This is a genomic window from Gordonia sp. NPDC003950 (assembly GCF_053605205.1).
This window is the reverse complement of the sequence record NZ_JBSGIT010000021.1, coordinates 47,603-62,260: the sequence shown is the minus strand read 5'-3', so window position 1 is coordinate 62,260 and position 14,658 is coordinate 47,603. Positions and strand designations below refer to the sequence as shown.

General features: G+C 67.1%; 13 protein-coding genes. 7 read left to right on the top strand and 6 right to left on the bottom strand.

What is annotated here, in order from left to right; translation table 11 throughout:
* Together ACWETB_RS17940 and trxA are read left to right on the top strand one after the other, a co-directional pair.
* Positions 1 to 1,605, top strand: coding sequence for an FAD-dependent oxidoreductase (locus ACWETB_RS17940; protein ID WP_452212658.1), 1,605 nt, complete (start codon positions 1 to 3; stop codon positions 1,603 to 1,605).
* Positions 1,606 to 1,670: 65 nt separating this feature from the next.
* The gene (trxA, locus tag ACWETB_RS17935) at positions 1,671 to 2,030 is read left to right on the top strand and encodes a thioredoxin (protein WP_452212656.1); all 360 of its coding nucleotides are present in this window, start codon (positions 1,671 to 1,673) and stop codon (positions 2,028 to 2,030) included.
* 21 nt (positions 2,031 to 2,051) lie between these two features.
* Here trxA and ACWETB_RS17930 read toward each other — a convergent pair whose 3' ends face one another.
* The gene (locus tag ACWETB_RS17930) at positions 2,052 to 2,705 is read right to left on the bottom strand and encodes a TetR/AcrR family transcriptional regulator (RefSeq protein ID WP_452212654.1); all 654 of its coding nucleotides are present in this window, start codon (positions 2,703 to 2,705) and stop codon (positions 2,052 to 2,054) included.
* A 129-nt stretch (positions 2,706 to 2,834) separates the two neighbouring features.
* Here ACWETB_RS17930 and ACWETB_RS17925 point away from each other — a divergent pair, with 129 nt between their 5' ends.
* Both ACWETB_RS17925 and ACWETB_RS17920 read left to right on the top strand, forming a co-directional pair.
* On the top strand, positions 2,835 to 3,908 hold the full coding sequence (locus tag ACWETB_RS17925) for a Rieske 2Fe-2S domain-containing protein (RefSeq protein ID WP_452212652.1): 1,074 nt from the start codon (positions 2,835 to 2,837) through the stop codon (positions 3,906 to 3,908).
* Between the two features lie 32 nt (positions 3,909 to 3,940).
* Positions 3,941 to 5,026: an NAD(P)H-dependent amine dehydrogenase family protein gene (locus tag ACWETB_RS17920; protein ID WP_348806407.1), complete on the top strand. Its 1,086-nt coding sequence runs from the start codon at positions 3,941 to 3,943 to the stop codon at positions 5,024 to 5,026.
* A 219-nt stretch (positions 5,027 to 5,245) separates the two neighbouring features.
* On the opposite strand, the gene ACWETB_RS17915 is transcribed toward ACWETB_RS17920, so the two are convergent.
* From ACWETB_RS17915 to ACWETB_RS17905, 3 genes are all read right to left on the bottom strand, one after another.
* Entirely contained in the window at positions 5,246 to 6,391 is a 1,146-nt protein-coding gene (locus ACWETB_RS17915) for an FAD-dependent oxidoreductase (protein WP_452212649.1), read from the bottom strand.
* Positions 6,388 to 7,278, bottom strand: coding sequence for a DUF1295 domain-containing protein (locus ACWETB_RS17910; RefSeq protein WP_452212647.1), 891 nt, complete (start codon positions 7,276 to 7,278; stop codon positions 6,388 to 6,390). The genes ACWETB_RS17915 and ACWETB_RS17910 overlap by 4 nt, the downstream gene beginning before the upstream one ends.
* 74 nt (positions 7,279 to 7,352) lie before the next feature.
* Positions 7,353 to 8,285, bottom strand: coding sequence for an oxidoreductase (locus tag ACWETB_RS17905; protein ID WP_452212645.1), 933 nt, complete (start codon positions 8,283 to 8,285; stop codon positions 7,353 to 7,355).
* Between the two features lie 93 nt (positions 8,286 to 8,378).
* On the opposite strand from ACWETB_RS17905, the gene ACWETB_RS17900 reads away from it, so the two are divergent.
* Entirely contained in the window at positions 8,379 to 9,395 is a 1,017-nt protein-coding gene (locus ACWETB_RS17900) for an alpha/beta hydrolase (RefSeq protein ID WP_452212643.1), read from the top strand.
* A gap of 62 nt (positions 9,396 to 9,457) precedes the next feature.
* Here the strand turns inward: ACWETB_RS17900 and ACWETB_RS17895 are convergent, their stop codons facing one another.
* Positions 9,458 to 10,840 carry a styrene monooxygenase/indole monooxygenase family protein gene (locus ACWETB_RS17895; protein WP_449741834.1) on the bottom strand — a complete coding sequence of 461 codons (1,383 nt, stop codon included), beginning with the start codon at positions 10,838 to 10,840 and terminating at the stop codon, positions 9,458 to 9,460.
* 430 nt (positions 10,841 to 11,270) lie between these two features.
* On the opposite strand from ACWETB_RS17895, the gene ACWETB_RS17890 reads away from it, so the two are divergent.
* Entirely contained in the window at positions 11,271 to 12,485 is a 1,215-nt protein-coding gene (locus tag ACWETB_RS17890) for an acyltransferase (RefSeq protein WP_452212641.1), read from the top strand.
* 6 nt (positions 12,486 to 12,491) lie between these two features.
* On the opposite strand, the gene ACWETB_RS17885 is transcribed toward ACWETB_RS17890, so the two are convergent.
* Positions 12,492 to 13,085, bottom strand: a complete 594-nt coding sequence (locus tag ACWETB_RS17885; protein WP_449741836.1) for a SanA/YdcF family protein — start codon at positions 13,083 to 13,085, stop codon at positions 12,492 to 12,494.
* A gap of 130 nt (positions 13,086 to 13,215) precedes the next feature.
* Between ACWETB_RS17885 and ACWETB_RS17880 the strand changes: the two genes are divergently transcribed.
* Positions 13,216 to 14,622, top strand: coding sequence for a WS/DGAT/MGAT family O-acyltransferase (locus ACWETB_RS17880; RefSeq protein WP_452212638.1), 1,407 nt, complete (start codon positions 13,216 to 13,218; stop codon positions 14,620 to 14,622).
* Positions 14,623 to 14,658 lie beyond the last annotated feature (36 nt).

Genomic DNA, 14,658 nt, shown 5'->3' with positions numbered 1-14,658 from the left:
ATGGCGACCACGACCCTGCACCGCACCGAGTTCGGTGGTGGCACAACCACAGTCGACGTGCTGGTGATCGGCGGCGGGATCACCGGAGCGGCCGTGGCGTACGAGGCCGCGAGCCGCGGTCTGGAGGTGGCGGTGGTCGAACGCGACGACTTCGGCGGCGCGACGTCGGCGGCCACCGGGAAACTGATCCACGGTGGGCTGCGCTATCTCAAGCAGTTCGACGTGCGCCTGGTGCGGGAATCCCTGGCCGAGCGGCGCACGCTGATGTCGATCGCCCCCAACCTGGTCAGCCCGATCGGAATGGTGCTCCCGGATCCGGGGATCGTCGAACGCGCCGGGCTGACCGCCTATGACCTTTTGTCCGCGGACCGCAACCGCATCGCCGACCCCACCAAACACATTCCCCGACACCGCATTCTGAGCCACGACGCCCTGGTGGCCCGGGGATTGCCCAGCCTGGACTCCGGCGCCCTCTTCCACGACGCGATGATGGCGTTCCCGGAACGACTCACCCTGGCCTTCCTGCGCAGCGCCGCCGCTCACGGCGCACTCGTGGCCAACGGTGTCGGTGTGGAGACGATCATCGGTGGCGCCGGGCGTGTCGTCGGAGCCCATGTGCGCGATCATCTTTCGGGTCGGGTGGGTGAGGTCCGGGCGCGCGTCACGGTCAATGCGACGGGTCCGTGGGCTCGTGACGTGCTGGCCGCGAGTCCGATCACCAAACAACTCACCGGACCGGAACCGACGGTGCGATCCGAGGGCATCTACCTGGTCACCCGCGAGTTGTCGCCGACGATGGTGCTGACGGTGTCCGGCCACCGACATTTCAGCTTCGCACCGTGGCGCGGACTGTCGTTGGTCGGTCCCACCGAGACGCCGTACCACGGCGCGGTCGACGAGTGGCGGCTCACCCGGGCGGCCGTGGTGAAGTTCATCTCGGCCATCAACGAGGCGTCGATGGTGCCGGTACACCTCGACATCGACGACGTGATCACCGCCTATGGTGGGCTGCGCCCGCTGACCGAGCAGGCCGGCGAGGACACCTACAACGCCAGTCGCGCATCCGAACTCGTCGATCACGCCAAGCAGGGGATGGCCGGGATCGTCTCCGCCACCGGCGGGAAGTACACCAATTCCCGCGCCTTCGCGCAGAAGGCGGTCGATTCCTTGGCCCGTGGTGCGGGATTGTCGGTCTCGCCGAGCACCACCGCCACCCGCCTCCTCGTCGGATGCGAGGGCACCCGGCGTCCGGCGTTGACGAGCACCGCCCTGGACGCGACATCCGTCGCCATCGTCGAGGAGATCTACGGCAGCGACGCGCCCGCGGTGATCGGACTCGCCGACGAGCGGCCCGAGTTGGCCCGCGCGGTGACCCATGACGGCATCCCGCTGGCCGCCCTCGTACATTCCGCCAGGCACGAATCGGCGCGGTCGTTGACCGATCTGCTGATCCGCCGCACCGGCATCGGCACCGCGGCACCGCCCACCGACGACGACCTCGCCGAGATGGCGCGCCTCGCCGGAGCGGAGTTGGGGTGGGACGACGTCCGGGTCGTCGCCGAGATCACGGCCGCACGGCACGCACTCGGTCTTCCCGATGACTGATGTCGTATACCCCACAGGGTATTGGATCAGGGAATATGTCGGCACCACCCATCATTGAACGTCCCATGAGTACACGTGAGATCACCATGGAGAACTTCTCCGAGACCGTCGACGCCGAGGGCATCGTCCTCCTCGACTTCTGGGCCGGCTGGTGCGGCCCGTGCCGCATGTTCGCGCCCGTCTTCGAGAAGGCGGCCGAAGCCCACCCGAACATCGTGTTCGGCAAGGTCGACACCGAGGCGCAGCAGGAGCTGGCCGGCGGGTTCGGCATTCGCTCGATCCCGACGCTGATGGCCTTCCGCGACGGCATCATGGTCTTCAACCAGGCCGGCGCCCTGATGGCCCCGCAACTCGAGCAGTTGATCAGCGCCGTCGAGGGACTCGACATGGACGAGGTGCGCGCGCAGGTCGCCGCCGCCGAGTGACCGGCCGATGACCTGCGACGCTCAGGGCCGGTCCGTGCCCGGCGCGTTCGGGGCAGACGGGTCCAGGTAGGCCGCGATCGCGTTGGCCAGTCCCCTGCGGGCGACGTCGAGGTCACTGTAACTGCCGAGCTGCTTTTCCGAGACCAGCCCGCGCACCGCGCCCGGCAGTAACTCGGCCACCTCGTGCACCCGGGCGGGATCGACGCCGAGATCACCGAAAAGTCGCTGGCACGCCTCATTCCACGACGGTGACCACGACGCGAACTCCGCTGCCGTCTGCGGGTAGAGCCGTTCGAGTTCGGCCGCATCCCGCGGCAGCGCCGCTCGCAGTGTCTCGATCGCCCGGGAATCCGGCGCGGTCAGCCCCTCGTACATGAGGTCGACGACGGCGTGCACACGATCGGCGATCGGGGTGCCGGGCGGGACGTCGCGGACCGGGAGGTTGCCGCGGCGTTCGGCGGTGCGGCGCAGCACCGCCGCCCACAGGCCGTCGATGTCGCCGAACTGATATTTGATCGCCCCCCAGGTGGCCCCGATGTCCTTGGCGATCCGATTGCCCGACACCGAACCCGGATCCCCCGAGGCCAACGAGGTGACCGCGGCGTCGAGCATCGCGTCGCGCGTCGCCTGCCCCCGCCTGTTGGGGCGTCGGGCACTCACCTCGGCTTCTGCCATACCGGGCATCGTACCCAGCACTCCCCCTTTTCATAGAACCCTCTTGTATTTTTTCGCAGAGGGTTCTACCTTTCTGACCAGAGCGTGCGACATCAGCCCCCGCCGCGGTCATCGAAGGGAACACCACCAGTGACCAAGACACCCCTGTCCATGGAGCCCACCGGATGGTTCCAGGTGGCGTGGTCGAACGAGATCGCGGTCGGCCAGGTCCACCGGATGACCTACTTCGGCCGCGACATGGTGGCGTGGCGATCGGCCTCCGGCCGGTTGTCGGTCTTCGACGCCTACTGCGAACACCTCGGCGCCCACCTCGGCTACGGCGGTACCGTACACGGCGAGAATCTGCAGTGCCCCTTTCACGGATGGCAGTGGAACAGCGAGGGCCGCAACGTCTGCATCCCCTACGAGAAGCGACCAAACAAAGGCCGGCGCATCCGGAGTTATCCGGTGGTCGAACGCAACGAGTCGGTGTGGATCTGGCACGACAAGCACGGCCGCGCACCGTATTTCGATGTCCCTGACGTGTTCGCCGGTTTCGGCGACGACGCCGAGGCGGCCCGGCTCTACTACCGGCCGGTGCCGGCCGCCATCCGCTGCTGGCGAGGGGTGGAACTACACCCGCAGTACGTTCTCGAGAACGGCGTCGACTTCGCGCACTTCACCTTCGTGCACGGCACCCCGTTCATGCCGGAGTTCACCCGGCACGACTTCGACGGACCGGTCTCCTACGTCGACTTCACCATCGCCTTCGAAGCGGGCAAGACCCTCGAAACCGCCGGTAGCGGAGTGTATTCCATCAACGCCGGCCTCGGCTGCTCGGTCACCAAGTCGTGGGGGATGATCTCCAACCGCACCATGCCCGCGGTCACCCCCGTCGACGATGCGACCTGCGACGTCCGATTCACCGTGTGGATCGGACGCAAACCCGGCGAGGAGGACGCCGACGACATGACCGACTACGGCCGGGCGATGGCGGATCTGGTGATCGAGCAGTTCGCCGCGGACGTCGAGATCTGGTCACACCAGCGGTACTCCGATCCACCGGCGCTGTCCCGCAGGGAGTTCCGCGGATTCACCGCACTGCGGGAGTGGGCGCGCCAGTTCTATCCCGACGACGCTGTGCCCATCGATCTCGATCCCGCTTGCCCACACAGCGGGGCAATCGTCCCGCTGCATCCCTCGGCCGTGTCCGCGTCGGCCTGACGCCTTACTCACCGAAGAGAGGTCACACGTTCATGAGCAGCGACACCAAGATTCGGGTATTCCAGGTTGCCACAGGCAATCTCGGCACCGAGACGATCGGTCGGATTCAGCGGCACCCCGATCTCGAACTCGTCGGGTTGCACTGTTACACCGCCGACAAGATCGGCCGGGACGCCGGTGAGATCGTCGGTCTGGACCCGATCGGTGTGACCGCGACGGGGACCGTCGAGGAGATCATCGCCGCCGAACCCGACGTGTTGACCTTCCACGGCGTCTTCCCCGATGAGGCACTCTACGAGCGCGTGTTGGAGGCCGGCATCAACGTCGTCACGACCGCGGACTGGATCACCGGCTATCACCGCGACACCAACTGGTCGCACCCGTCCGGCCGGAAGGTCAGCGAGGTCATCCAATCGGCCTGCGAGCGAGGCTGTTCCACGTTCTACGGCACCGGGATGAACCCGGGACTGAATCAGATCCTCGGCATCGTGCACACCGCCGACGTCGCCGAGATCCAGAACGTGACCGTCATCGAGTCGGTGGACGTGTCCTGCCATCACTCGGTGGAGACGTGGAAGGAGGTCGGATACGGACGCTCCGTGGATGATCCGTCGATTCCGGAGTCGCTGCACAAATACACGGCGGTGTTCGCCGACTCGGTGTATCTGATGGCGGACGCATTCGATCTCGAACTCGACGAGGTGACCTTCAACTACGAACTCGGGGCCTGTACCAAGGACATCGATCTGGGCTGGTACCAACTGCCCAAGGGTTCGCTCGGCGCCAACTACATCTCCTACCGGGGGATGGTCGACGGCGTTGCACGGATCGAGTCGCACCTCGAATGGCAGATGACCCCGCACACAGATCCGGCGTGGGACATCAAGTCCTGCTACATCACCCAGGTCACCGGCGATCCCAGCATCTACAGCAAGCACATGATCTTCCCGCGGCCGGGCGTCGATCTGTCCAAACCCGAGAACTTCGCGTCGATCGGCATGACCGTGACAGGCATGCCGGCGCTGAACTCCCTCCGGTCGGTGGTCGCCGCCCGACCCGGCATCATCACCAGCACGGACCTGCCGTTGCGTGCGTTCGCCGGACGTTTCGCTCTCTGACACCTCCCGTTGGAGAAGATGTCCGTGCTCCCGACACGACGACGCCCCGATCTCGGAGATCGGGGCGTCGTCGGTATCGGACTACTACTTCACGCCACTGAAGATGAACAGCAGGGCGTCGAGCACAGAGTCGTTGGACGCAATGGCATCCCACAGAACGTTGTCGACCATGGTGAGATCCTCCCTCTCTCGGCGGTACCGAATCCGAGCGTACAGGTGTCAATCCTCGTCGGGTGGGCTCGCCTCCCACACGCCTGGTCGATCTCGCACACCCCGATAGATGCCTCGGCGCACGATGATCGGCCACAGGACGGTCCGCACCGACCACGCCGGGAATCGGAACGCACGGCCGTTCGGGGCGAACACCTGCAGCCCATCGGCCTGGGGTCCGATCACCGATCCCCAGCGACGACGCGGCGGCCGGTAGGAACGCAGCCGCCGTCCGGCCAGATGAGCACGCACATTGCGGGCGACGAGGCGGTCGGCGCGGTTGCGTGCCGACGACCGCAGCGGATCGGTGGCCGCCACGTCGCCGACGGCGAACACCTCCGGATGATCCGGGATCTGTAATCGTGGTGTGACGGTGACGAATCCGCGGTCGTCGAGGATCTCCGCCGGCACCCACCCGGTGTTCGGCGTGGATGCGCCGACCGCCCAGATGATGACGTCGGCCTCGGCGTCGGGTTGTCCGGTGCTCCAGCGGACCCGTCCGGTACCGATGTCGTCGGTGTCGACGCCGGTGAGTTCGGCCCGGTGACCGGGGTGCAGCCGCACCCCGGCGGTCTCGAGGCGTCGTCGTACCGTGGTCCAGACGCGTCGATGATGCTGCCGCAGCGGTGTTTCCGCGGGGAAGAAGAGGTCGACGCGGATGGTCGGGAAGCGCGTCGCGATGTTGCTCGCGGCGCTCACCGCCGAGGCTCCCCCGCCGACGACGATCACCGACGTCGCCTCCGCGATCCGACGGTGGTGCGCGGCCAGGTCATCGCGCACCGCGGCAGTGGACCGGAGGTCGGTGGTGCGCCAGAATCCGTTGCGTACGCCGGTGGCGATCACGAGGGCGTCGTACGGCTCGGTCAGCGTGCCGCCGGCGGCGGTGTCGACGGTGACCGTCCGTCGGTCCAGGTCGGCACCGAGTATGCGGCCCTTGATGATTCGAACCTCATCGAGCTTGCGGTAGTTCCGATACGGCAGCGCGTACTCGCCGGCCCAGACATCCGGCCGGGCCAGTCGCAGACCGAGTTCCTGACCACTGATCAGTGCGTCGGTCGGCGAGATGCCGACGACGTCGACGTGACGCGACAGCGCAATGGCGGTGAGCGTGCCGGTGTCTCCCATCCCCGCGATGACGACCCGAGGTCGTGTCATCGGCCTGCGACGCGTGCCGGCCGCGGCGGGCGCGGAACGAACATCGACACCCGCGCCATCACCTCGGCGTAGGCAGGGCGCCGCTCGAGGCTGCGCTGCTCCATCATCGGGATGCTCGCACCGAGGAACATGGCCAGCATCACCACCGCACCGACGAACATCCACCATGCGTCGCCGGGAACAGCGGCGATTCCGAAGAGGGCCAACGAGAACCAGAAACCGAACTCACCGAAGTAGTTCGGGTGCCGCGACCACGACCACACGCCTCGATCCATCACCGCGCCGGGCTCCGCGTCCGCGGTGAACACACGCAGTTGCCGATCGGCCAGTGTTTCCAGGGCCACCGCGCCGAGTCCGACCACCGTGGCGACGACGACCAGCCACGGCAGCCGCACGTCGGGCTCCCAGACGGCGACGTACACCGGCATCAGAGCGACGAATACCTGCAGGGTCGGGACCAGATGGATGGCCGTGAGGTCGACGACGAACTCGGCACGACCGGCGCGCCCGCGCAGCATCGGGTACCGCCAGTCCTCGTGATGCAGACCCGGGAACGTCCGAATCCAGTTGATCGTCAGTCGCACCGCCCAGATCGTGACGACACCGACGATCGCCCAGCAATGCCACGCCCCGATTCCGGTGTCACCCCGGACCCACCACCAGATGACCAGCAGAGGTGGGATGACACTCCAGTACGCGTCGTAGAAGCTCGAATTGTGGTGGAGCCGACTGAAACCGAAGATCACCAGGGTGGCGAGTACATCGGCGATCAGCGAATCCAGCCACCGCATGCCGGTGCCGGGTCCCCAGATCAGCCAGATCAGGCCCACCCCGATCGCCAGGACGTACGCGATCACGATCCGGACGAAAGCAGCTGTGCGAGTCATTGTCCGTGATGGTAGGGCCAATGCCGAGGGCGTGGGCCGCGATCGTCCAACCCGATTGTGGGTCGGTTCACCGCCTACAACCTGAAATCCACCCCGGTCAGCTTCCCCGCGGTGTCCCAGAGCTGCTGTCCGAGAACGGGATCGGTGGCCTTGTCGGTCAGCGTCACCTGGACGGGCGGACCACTGAACTCGAACGGTCCGCGTGGGCCGTAGTACTGACCGCCCAGAACCCCGGGATCGGTGGCCGCGCGCAGAGAGATCAGGGCACCACCAGGGGTTTCCATGATGAAGGTGCGGCGGAGCCACCGCAACGACGGGGTCGTGAACAGCCACCGCACAGTTGCGGCCTGATCCCGCATCACACCCGACTGGGTGGCGCCGGGATGGGCGGCCACCGAGATCGGCGACCCCGCACTGCGCGACAGTCGCCGCTGCAACTCCACCGCGAACACCAGTTGCGCGAACTTGGCGCGGGCGTATGCCCGTGCCGCCGAGAACCCGTGCTCCATGGTGAGGTCGTCGAAGTCGATGAGGCCCGCCTTGTACACCTTGGAGGCGACGGTGACGATGCGCGCCGCGGGCGCGCTGCGCAACGCACCGAGGAGGTGGCCGGTGAGCGCGAAGTGCCCGAGAAAGTTCGTTCCGAAGTCCATCTCGAAACCGTCGACGGTGAGTTCCCGACGTTGCCGCATGAGGCCCGCATTGTTGACGAGGACGTCGATCACCGGGTAGTCGGCGATGAGGGTGTCGGCGCAGTCACGCACCGACGACAGGTCACTGAGGTCCAGTCCGACGGTGTCGAGGTGCGCTCCGGGCACGGTCGCCGCGATGTCGTCACGCGCGGCGGCGGCAGACCGCGGATTGCGGCAGGCCAAGACCACGTGCGCACCGAGCAGCGCGAACTGCCGAGCGGTTTCCAGTCCGATGCCGGAGTTGGCGCCGGTCACCACCACCACACGCCCGCGTTGCGAGGGTGCATCGGCAAGCCCCCATCCGTTGCGCGCCATCGTCGGACCTCCTGTGTTCGGCTCGGACCACATCCTCACATGCCGGCGCCCGGTCACGAAGCGTGCTCCACCAACAGCCCGCACAATGGACGGGTGGCTCCGGTGCATGCGTCCGCTCGGCGTCGTCGGACCGCGCGGGCTCGGGTGCTGACGGCGGGTGTGCTCGGCGTCGTGGCGCTCACCCTGGGAGTGTCCGCCTCGTCGGGACAGACCGGTATGGCCGGACCCCCGGCACCATCGGTGATGGCATCGACGCCGTACATGTCGGTGGATCGCATCGACTACCCGGTGACCGATGGCGTCGCCGACCCGCAGCAAAACTACATGGACCTCTACCTGCCCACCGCGACGCACCCCGGACGCATCCCGCTGGTCATCCTCATCCACGGTGGCGCGTGGAAGAGCCGTGTCGGTGCGGCCAGTTTCACCGCGTTCGCGGTCGCGCTCGCCGACCGCGACCTGGCGGTGCTGAACATCGAGTACCGCCGGGTCGGCCGTGGCGGCGGCTGGCCCACCACCTTCAGCGACATCGCCGCCGCCATGGACACGATTCCCGCTCTGGCGCAGCGATTCCCACGTATCGATCCGCGACGCTCGGTGGTGGTCGGGCACTCCGCCGGCGCACAACTCGCCGTGTGGTCGGCAACCCGGCGCCGCCCACTCCCCGGCGATCCGTCCGGGCCACCGAAATACCGTCCGGCCCTGGCCGTCTCCATCTCCGGACCATTGGACCTCCGTCGCGCGGTGCGGCTCGGGGACCGCAACCCGATCACCGTTCTCGGGGGTACCGCCGCCCAGGTGCCCGGGCATTTCGCTGCGGTCGATCCGATCCAGAACATCGATCCGTCGGTTCCGATCATCGCCGTCGTAGGTTCGCGTGACACCACCGTTCCGGCGCTGCTGACCTACGCTTATGCGTCCGCGGTCCACGCAGATGGTGGCCACGCGGAGGTGGTTGTGCTTGCCGGACAGACACATTCATCGATCGTGCGCACCACCTCGGCCACCTTCCCGCAACTCCTCGACGAAATCGTCGACGCGACAACCGAAGTGGGGACCACCCACCAGGGCCGACCGGCCCGAACGACACCGCCCCCCGGAGGACGCTGACAACACAACGGCCGGCGAGGACACACCCCGCCGGCCGATGCCGCTCATCGCACGGACCCGGGTCAGACCGACACCGACTCCCGGGACGGTGCCGCCGAGAACTGTCCGGCCGGAACGAAACGTGCCAGCACATCATCGGCGGGTTCACCGGCCACCGCCGAGATGAATCCCACCACATCGTCGCGGGTACGCAGGGACAGAAGCGGATTCGGTTCCGACAGCAACCCGAACAACGCCGAGGCGATGTCGGTGTTCACCGCGGCCGCCGGGAACGACAGTTCCAGGTGGGTGGCGTAGTCCGGGTCGCCCAGGTAGAGACGCGTCACCTCGACCGAGGCGTGACCGCGACGCTCCCAATGCTTTTCGAACTCGTCATGTAGCCACTGGGCGTCGAACGTCGCGTTCGGATCGGCGGCCAGTCGGGCACGTGCCGCCTTGACCAGTTCGGCGACCTGGATCAGGGTGTTCTGCGCACCCTGGCCGGCCACCGGGTCGACGGCGATGGCGGTGTCGCCGATCGCGCCGACCGCATGCCCACTCGCCGTGCGGCCCACCGCATGACGCACGGTCGGGGTGACCGCGCCGGTCAGCCAGGAGTACGGATCGGAGTCGATGACCCGCAGCGACGACACCACCGGGGCGTCCTTGGGGAAGAACTCGGTGAAGATGTCGACGACGGCCTGACGCGCCGACTGGGCGTCGACCACATTGTCGATCTTCGGTGCCCACGCACCGTCGGTCTTGGCGAAGACGATGATCGACCAGGTCGCGCCGGCGTCCTTGTGCAGGAACGGACCGACGAAGATCTCACCATTCTCACTGTCGAGGTTGAACAGCGAATGCGCCCCGCCTTCCCGGCTGCGGTAGCCGAAGGTGTCCGGGCCGTGATCGACGCCCTCGAGGGTCACCTGCAGCAGCCGGCGCTGCGGCTCACGGTAGTGCGTCCGGGACTCGTCCACCCCGAACAGCGCCGACAGACCACCCTTGCCGGTGGCCACCAGGGTCAGATCGTGCGAGCCGGCGATCTCGTCGAGACGAGCGGTGTCGACATGCCCAACGTCGAACCGGCCGCCGCGGTCCAGGAAGCGGCCGAGCCGGTCGTCGGCGCGCAGACGCAGATCCACCGCCTGTGCGACATAGCCGTAGTCGGGATTGAACTCGAGGACGTCGGCGCGCTCGTCACCGCTGCCGGAGTGCAGGCGCACGCTGATGCCGGTCGTATTGCCCACCTGGTAGAGATCGTCGATGATCTCGGCGTCCCACTCGCGGGACTTGCCGAACAGCACGCCGACGCCGGTCGGCGGGACCTTGTCGCGCAGTGACGCGCGATCCCGATCGGAGTAGAGGGTGACGTCGAATCCGGCGTCGAGGAAGCCGAGTGCGGCACTCGTGCCGGCCAGCCCGGCTCCGACGATTGCCACCGACTTCGTGGGTTGTTCGGCCATGGTTGTTGTCCTCTCCTGCGACTGGCGTCGCGCTGGTCATGTGTGGTGCCCGGGATACGAACTCGCACGGGTGGGCGGTGCGAGTCAGGGTGCCGGGTTGCCGATCGAGGCGACAGGATTACGTTCACCGAAGTTGCATCGTCGACATGGGACCGCCGCGGCGGGCATCGACCCGAGGAATGTCTGGATCGTGGCGATTGTGAGGTTTTTCACCCCTGGGACGGTCTGGCAGATGCGTCCCAGGGAACGCCAAGGTTGCGCTGCTACCCTGACGTCAGATCACGGATAGATCACGGCTGCGGATGGATCACCGCCCTGCCGATCGCGACGACGCGACCGATCTTCCACTGACGCCGGTTCCGGGGCGGGGAGCGCCGCACACCGGCGGTCGACGGGCCAGCCGCCCGCACCGTTGTCCGAGAGTAGGGGTATGACGACCGCAGTCACGCGCGCGACCGATACCGGCGTGCAGCCATCAGCTCCACAATCGACGGTCGCCACCGCCGTCGCCGGCCGCACTCGGCGGGCCTATCTGCACCATGTGGACCTGATCCGGGCGACGACCTTCTCGTTGGTCATCTTCGTCCACTGCCTCACCCAGACCACCAACGAATTCACCAGCCTGCCGGTCAACACGACCTCGCTGCTGCTGCACTTCACCCGCAACACCTTCTTCGCGCTCACCGGCTTCGTGCTGATGTACCAGAACTTCGACAAGGCGGACTTCTCCACGCTCGATTTCTGGCGTCGCCGGATCAAGCTGGTGATCTTCCCGTACCTGATCTGGTCGCTCATCTACTGGGTGGTCCAGGCGATGTGGGCCAATGGCCGACTGTCGGACGTGCCGACCAGCCTCAACGAGTTCGGCAAGCTCGTCGTGTGGGGTCTGTCCGGGTTCCAGATGTACTTCCTGTTCGTGATGCTGCAGGTCTACCTGTTGTTCCCGCTGGTGCTGTGGGTGGTGCGGGCCACCGTCGGCCGGCATCGCATGCTTCTCGCGGGCAGCCTGGCCGTGCAGGTCGCGATCACGCTGATCATCACCTATTGGGAACCGCCCGCGTCGGTCGCGCCGTACTGGTGGCATCACTACGCGACGTTCATCCCGTATCAGTTCTTCATCTTCTATGGCGCAATCGCCGCGGTACACCGCGAGGAGATCGCGGAGTGGCTGTCGGGGAAGGCCTGGTGGCTCGCCGGCGCCCTCCTGCTGACCGGCGGATTCGCGGTCGGTGTCTACCTGTACGGCGTGAAGGTGCAGGGACATCCGGTCCACGACAACGACTCGGCATTCTTCCCGACGCTGATCCCGTTCCTGATCGTGGCGATGACGTGCCTATATGCCGCCGCCGCCCACTGGGGCGAGCATTGGCGTGACTTCACCCCGCGGTTCGCCCGGGCGGTCTCGTTCGCATCGAACCGCTCGTTCAGCGTGTTCCTGTGCCACGTGCTGGTGCTGTTCTTCATCCTCTATCCGAAGGTCGACGGACGCCCGGCCATCCTCGAGGCGCTGGGCCAGCCCTGGGGTACCGCGGTCGTCTACCTCGCCACCCTGGCCGGTTCGTTGCTGCTGGTCGAGGTGCTGCGTCACCTACCCGGTTCGCTCTACCTGACCGGTCGTCCGCGACTGCCGTTGCGGCGCCGGTAAGACCCGTCAGCCGGCCACGGCGGTCAGCAATGCCCGCGGACGCGCGAGCACGGCCTCACGAAAGTGGTTGCGCAGCAGGGTCGGCCACGAGCAGTCGCAGTGCGCGGCCACCCCGGTCGCATCGATTCCGAGGCTGCGGCACAACGCCACGGCCCGCGAGACGTGAAAGTCCTGGGTGACGATCACCGGATCGTCGACGTCGAACTCGTCACGCAGCCGCCGGCAGCTCGCCGCGGTGTCGAATCCCGCGGGGTCATCGACGATGATCCCGGCCGGGACGCCGTGACCCTCGAGGTAGGCCCGCATCACCGCCGGTTCATCTCCTGCGTCCGGATTCCCGTTGCCGGAGTTGATGATTCGATCCGCTCGCCCCGACCGGTATAGCTCCAGTGCGGTATCGAGGCGACCCCGCACATAGTCGCCGGGTTCCCCGTCGTCGACCAGCGACCCGAGGACGACGACGGTGGAGCCGGCGGCGATGTCACGCTCGTCGACGACCCGCCCGTGGGCGGAGACGTAGACCCAGGTCGCCGCCAGGGTGATGACGAGTTCGACGGCGATCAGGGCGATCAGGAACGCCCGTCCGGCCACCGCTCGCATCCCCACAGGGCACCACGGTAGAGGTCACCACGGACCGGTACACTCACGGATCTGTCCGGCGGTACTGTGATGGGACCCACACCGCAGGATCTCCCACATCAGGGATTCATCAGGGGTCGAAGGGGGCGTCATGCCATACATGCCGGTCACGGAATCGATGTTCCTCATGGCCGAGACCCGTGAACAACCGATGCATGTGGGTGGGCTGCAGTTGTTCATCCCCCGCGACGGGCAGAGCGCCGCCGACCTCGCCGAGGAGATGATCGACCGCTTCGGCGCGTGCACCGAGGTGCGCTCGCTGTTCCGCAAACGTCCCGCGACGCCCGTCGCGCTGATGGGGCTGCTGGCCTGGTCCTACGACGACGAGATCGATTTCGATTATCACGTACGCCGGACCGTACTGCCCCGACCGGGTCGCATCCGCGAGTTGCTCCGCTACGTGTCGCTGCACCACAGCGCCCTGCTCGACCGCAACCGGCCGATGTGGGAATTGCACATCATCGAGGGTCTCGAAGACGGCCGCGTCGCGCTCTACACCAAGATCCACCACTCCCTCCTCGATGGCGTCTCCGCGCTGCGCATGCTGGAGCGAACCCTGTCGCCCGATCCGGCCGACCGCAATGGCACGTCACCGTGGGCTCCGTCCGTCTCGTCGCGTCCACGCAAGCCCGCCGGCGCATCGCTGCTGAGCGTCTCCGGCGTTCTCGGTGCCGCCGGTGCAGCCCTCGACGTCGCGGGACAGATCGCCGGAATCGCGCCGGCCGCAGCGAAGATCGCCTGGAACACCGTGTCCAACGACAGCTTCACCTCCCCGGTGAGTCCCGCGCCCCGCACGATGCTCGATGTCTCGATCGGCAGCGCCCGACGGTTCGCGGCGCAGCAGTGGGAGACCGCTCGCCTGCGGGCCGTCGCCGACGAGCTGGAGATCACCATCAACGACGTGGTGGCCGCCATGTGCGCGGGGGCATTGCGGTCCTACCTCATCGACCACGACGAACTCCCGGCCGCACCGCTGATCGCGGCCGTGCCGGTGTCCACCCGGATCGGAGGTGACGATCACGAGGGCAATGCGGTCACCGCGATCCTGGCCAATCTGGCGACCGATCAGCCGGACCCCGAGCGCCGCCTGGCCACGTTGGTCGGGTCGATGCGCGAGTCGAAGAAGGTCATCCGCGGACTCTCCCCGTTGCAGGCCCTTGCGTACGGGGCGGCCGCGGTGGCGCCTCTGGCGCTGACGATCGTCCCCGGCCTCGCCGGCCACATACCGTCGAACTTCAACATCATCATCAGCAACGTCCCCGGACCCACCAGGAATCTGTACTGGAACGGCGCCCGGCTCGACGGGGTCTATCCGGTGTCGGTTGCGATGGAGGGGTTGGCGCTGAACATCACCGTGACCTCGACCGCCGAGCACATCAATTTCGGGCTCATCGGCGCCCGCAAGGAGCTGCCCAGCCTGCAGCGGCTGCTCACGCATCTCGATACCGCGCTCGACGAGCTGGAGAAGGTCGCGCGCGTCACACCACCCACTATCTGACTGGACAGTAAGTTACTGACAAGTATCATCTGTCTG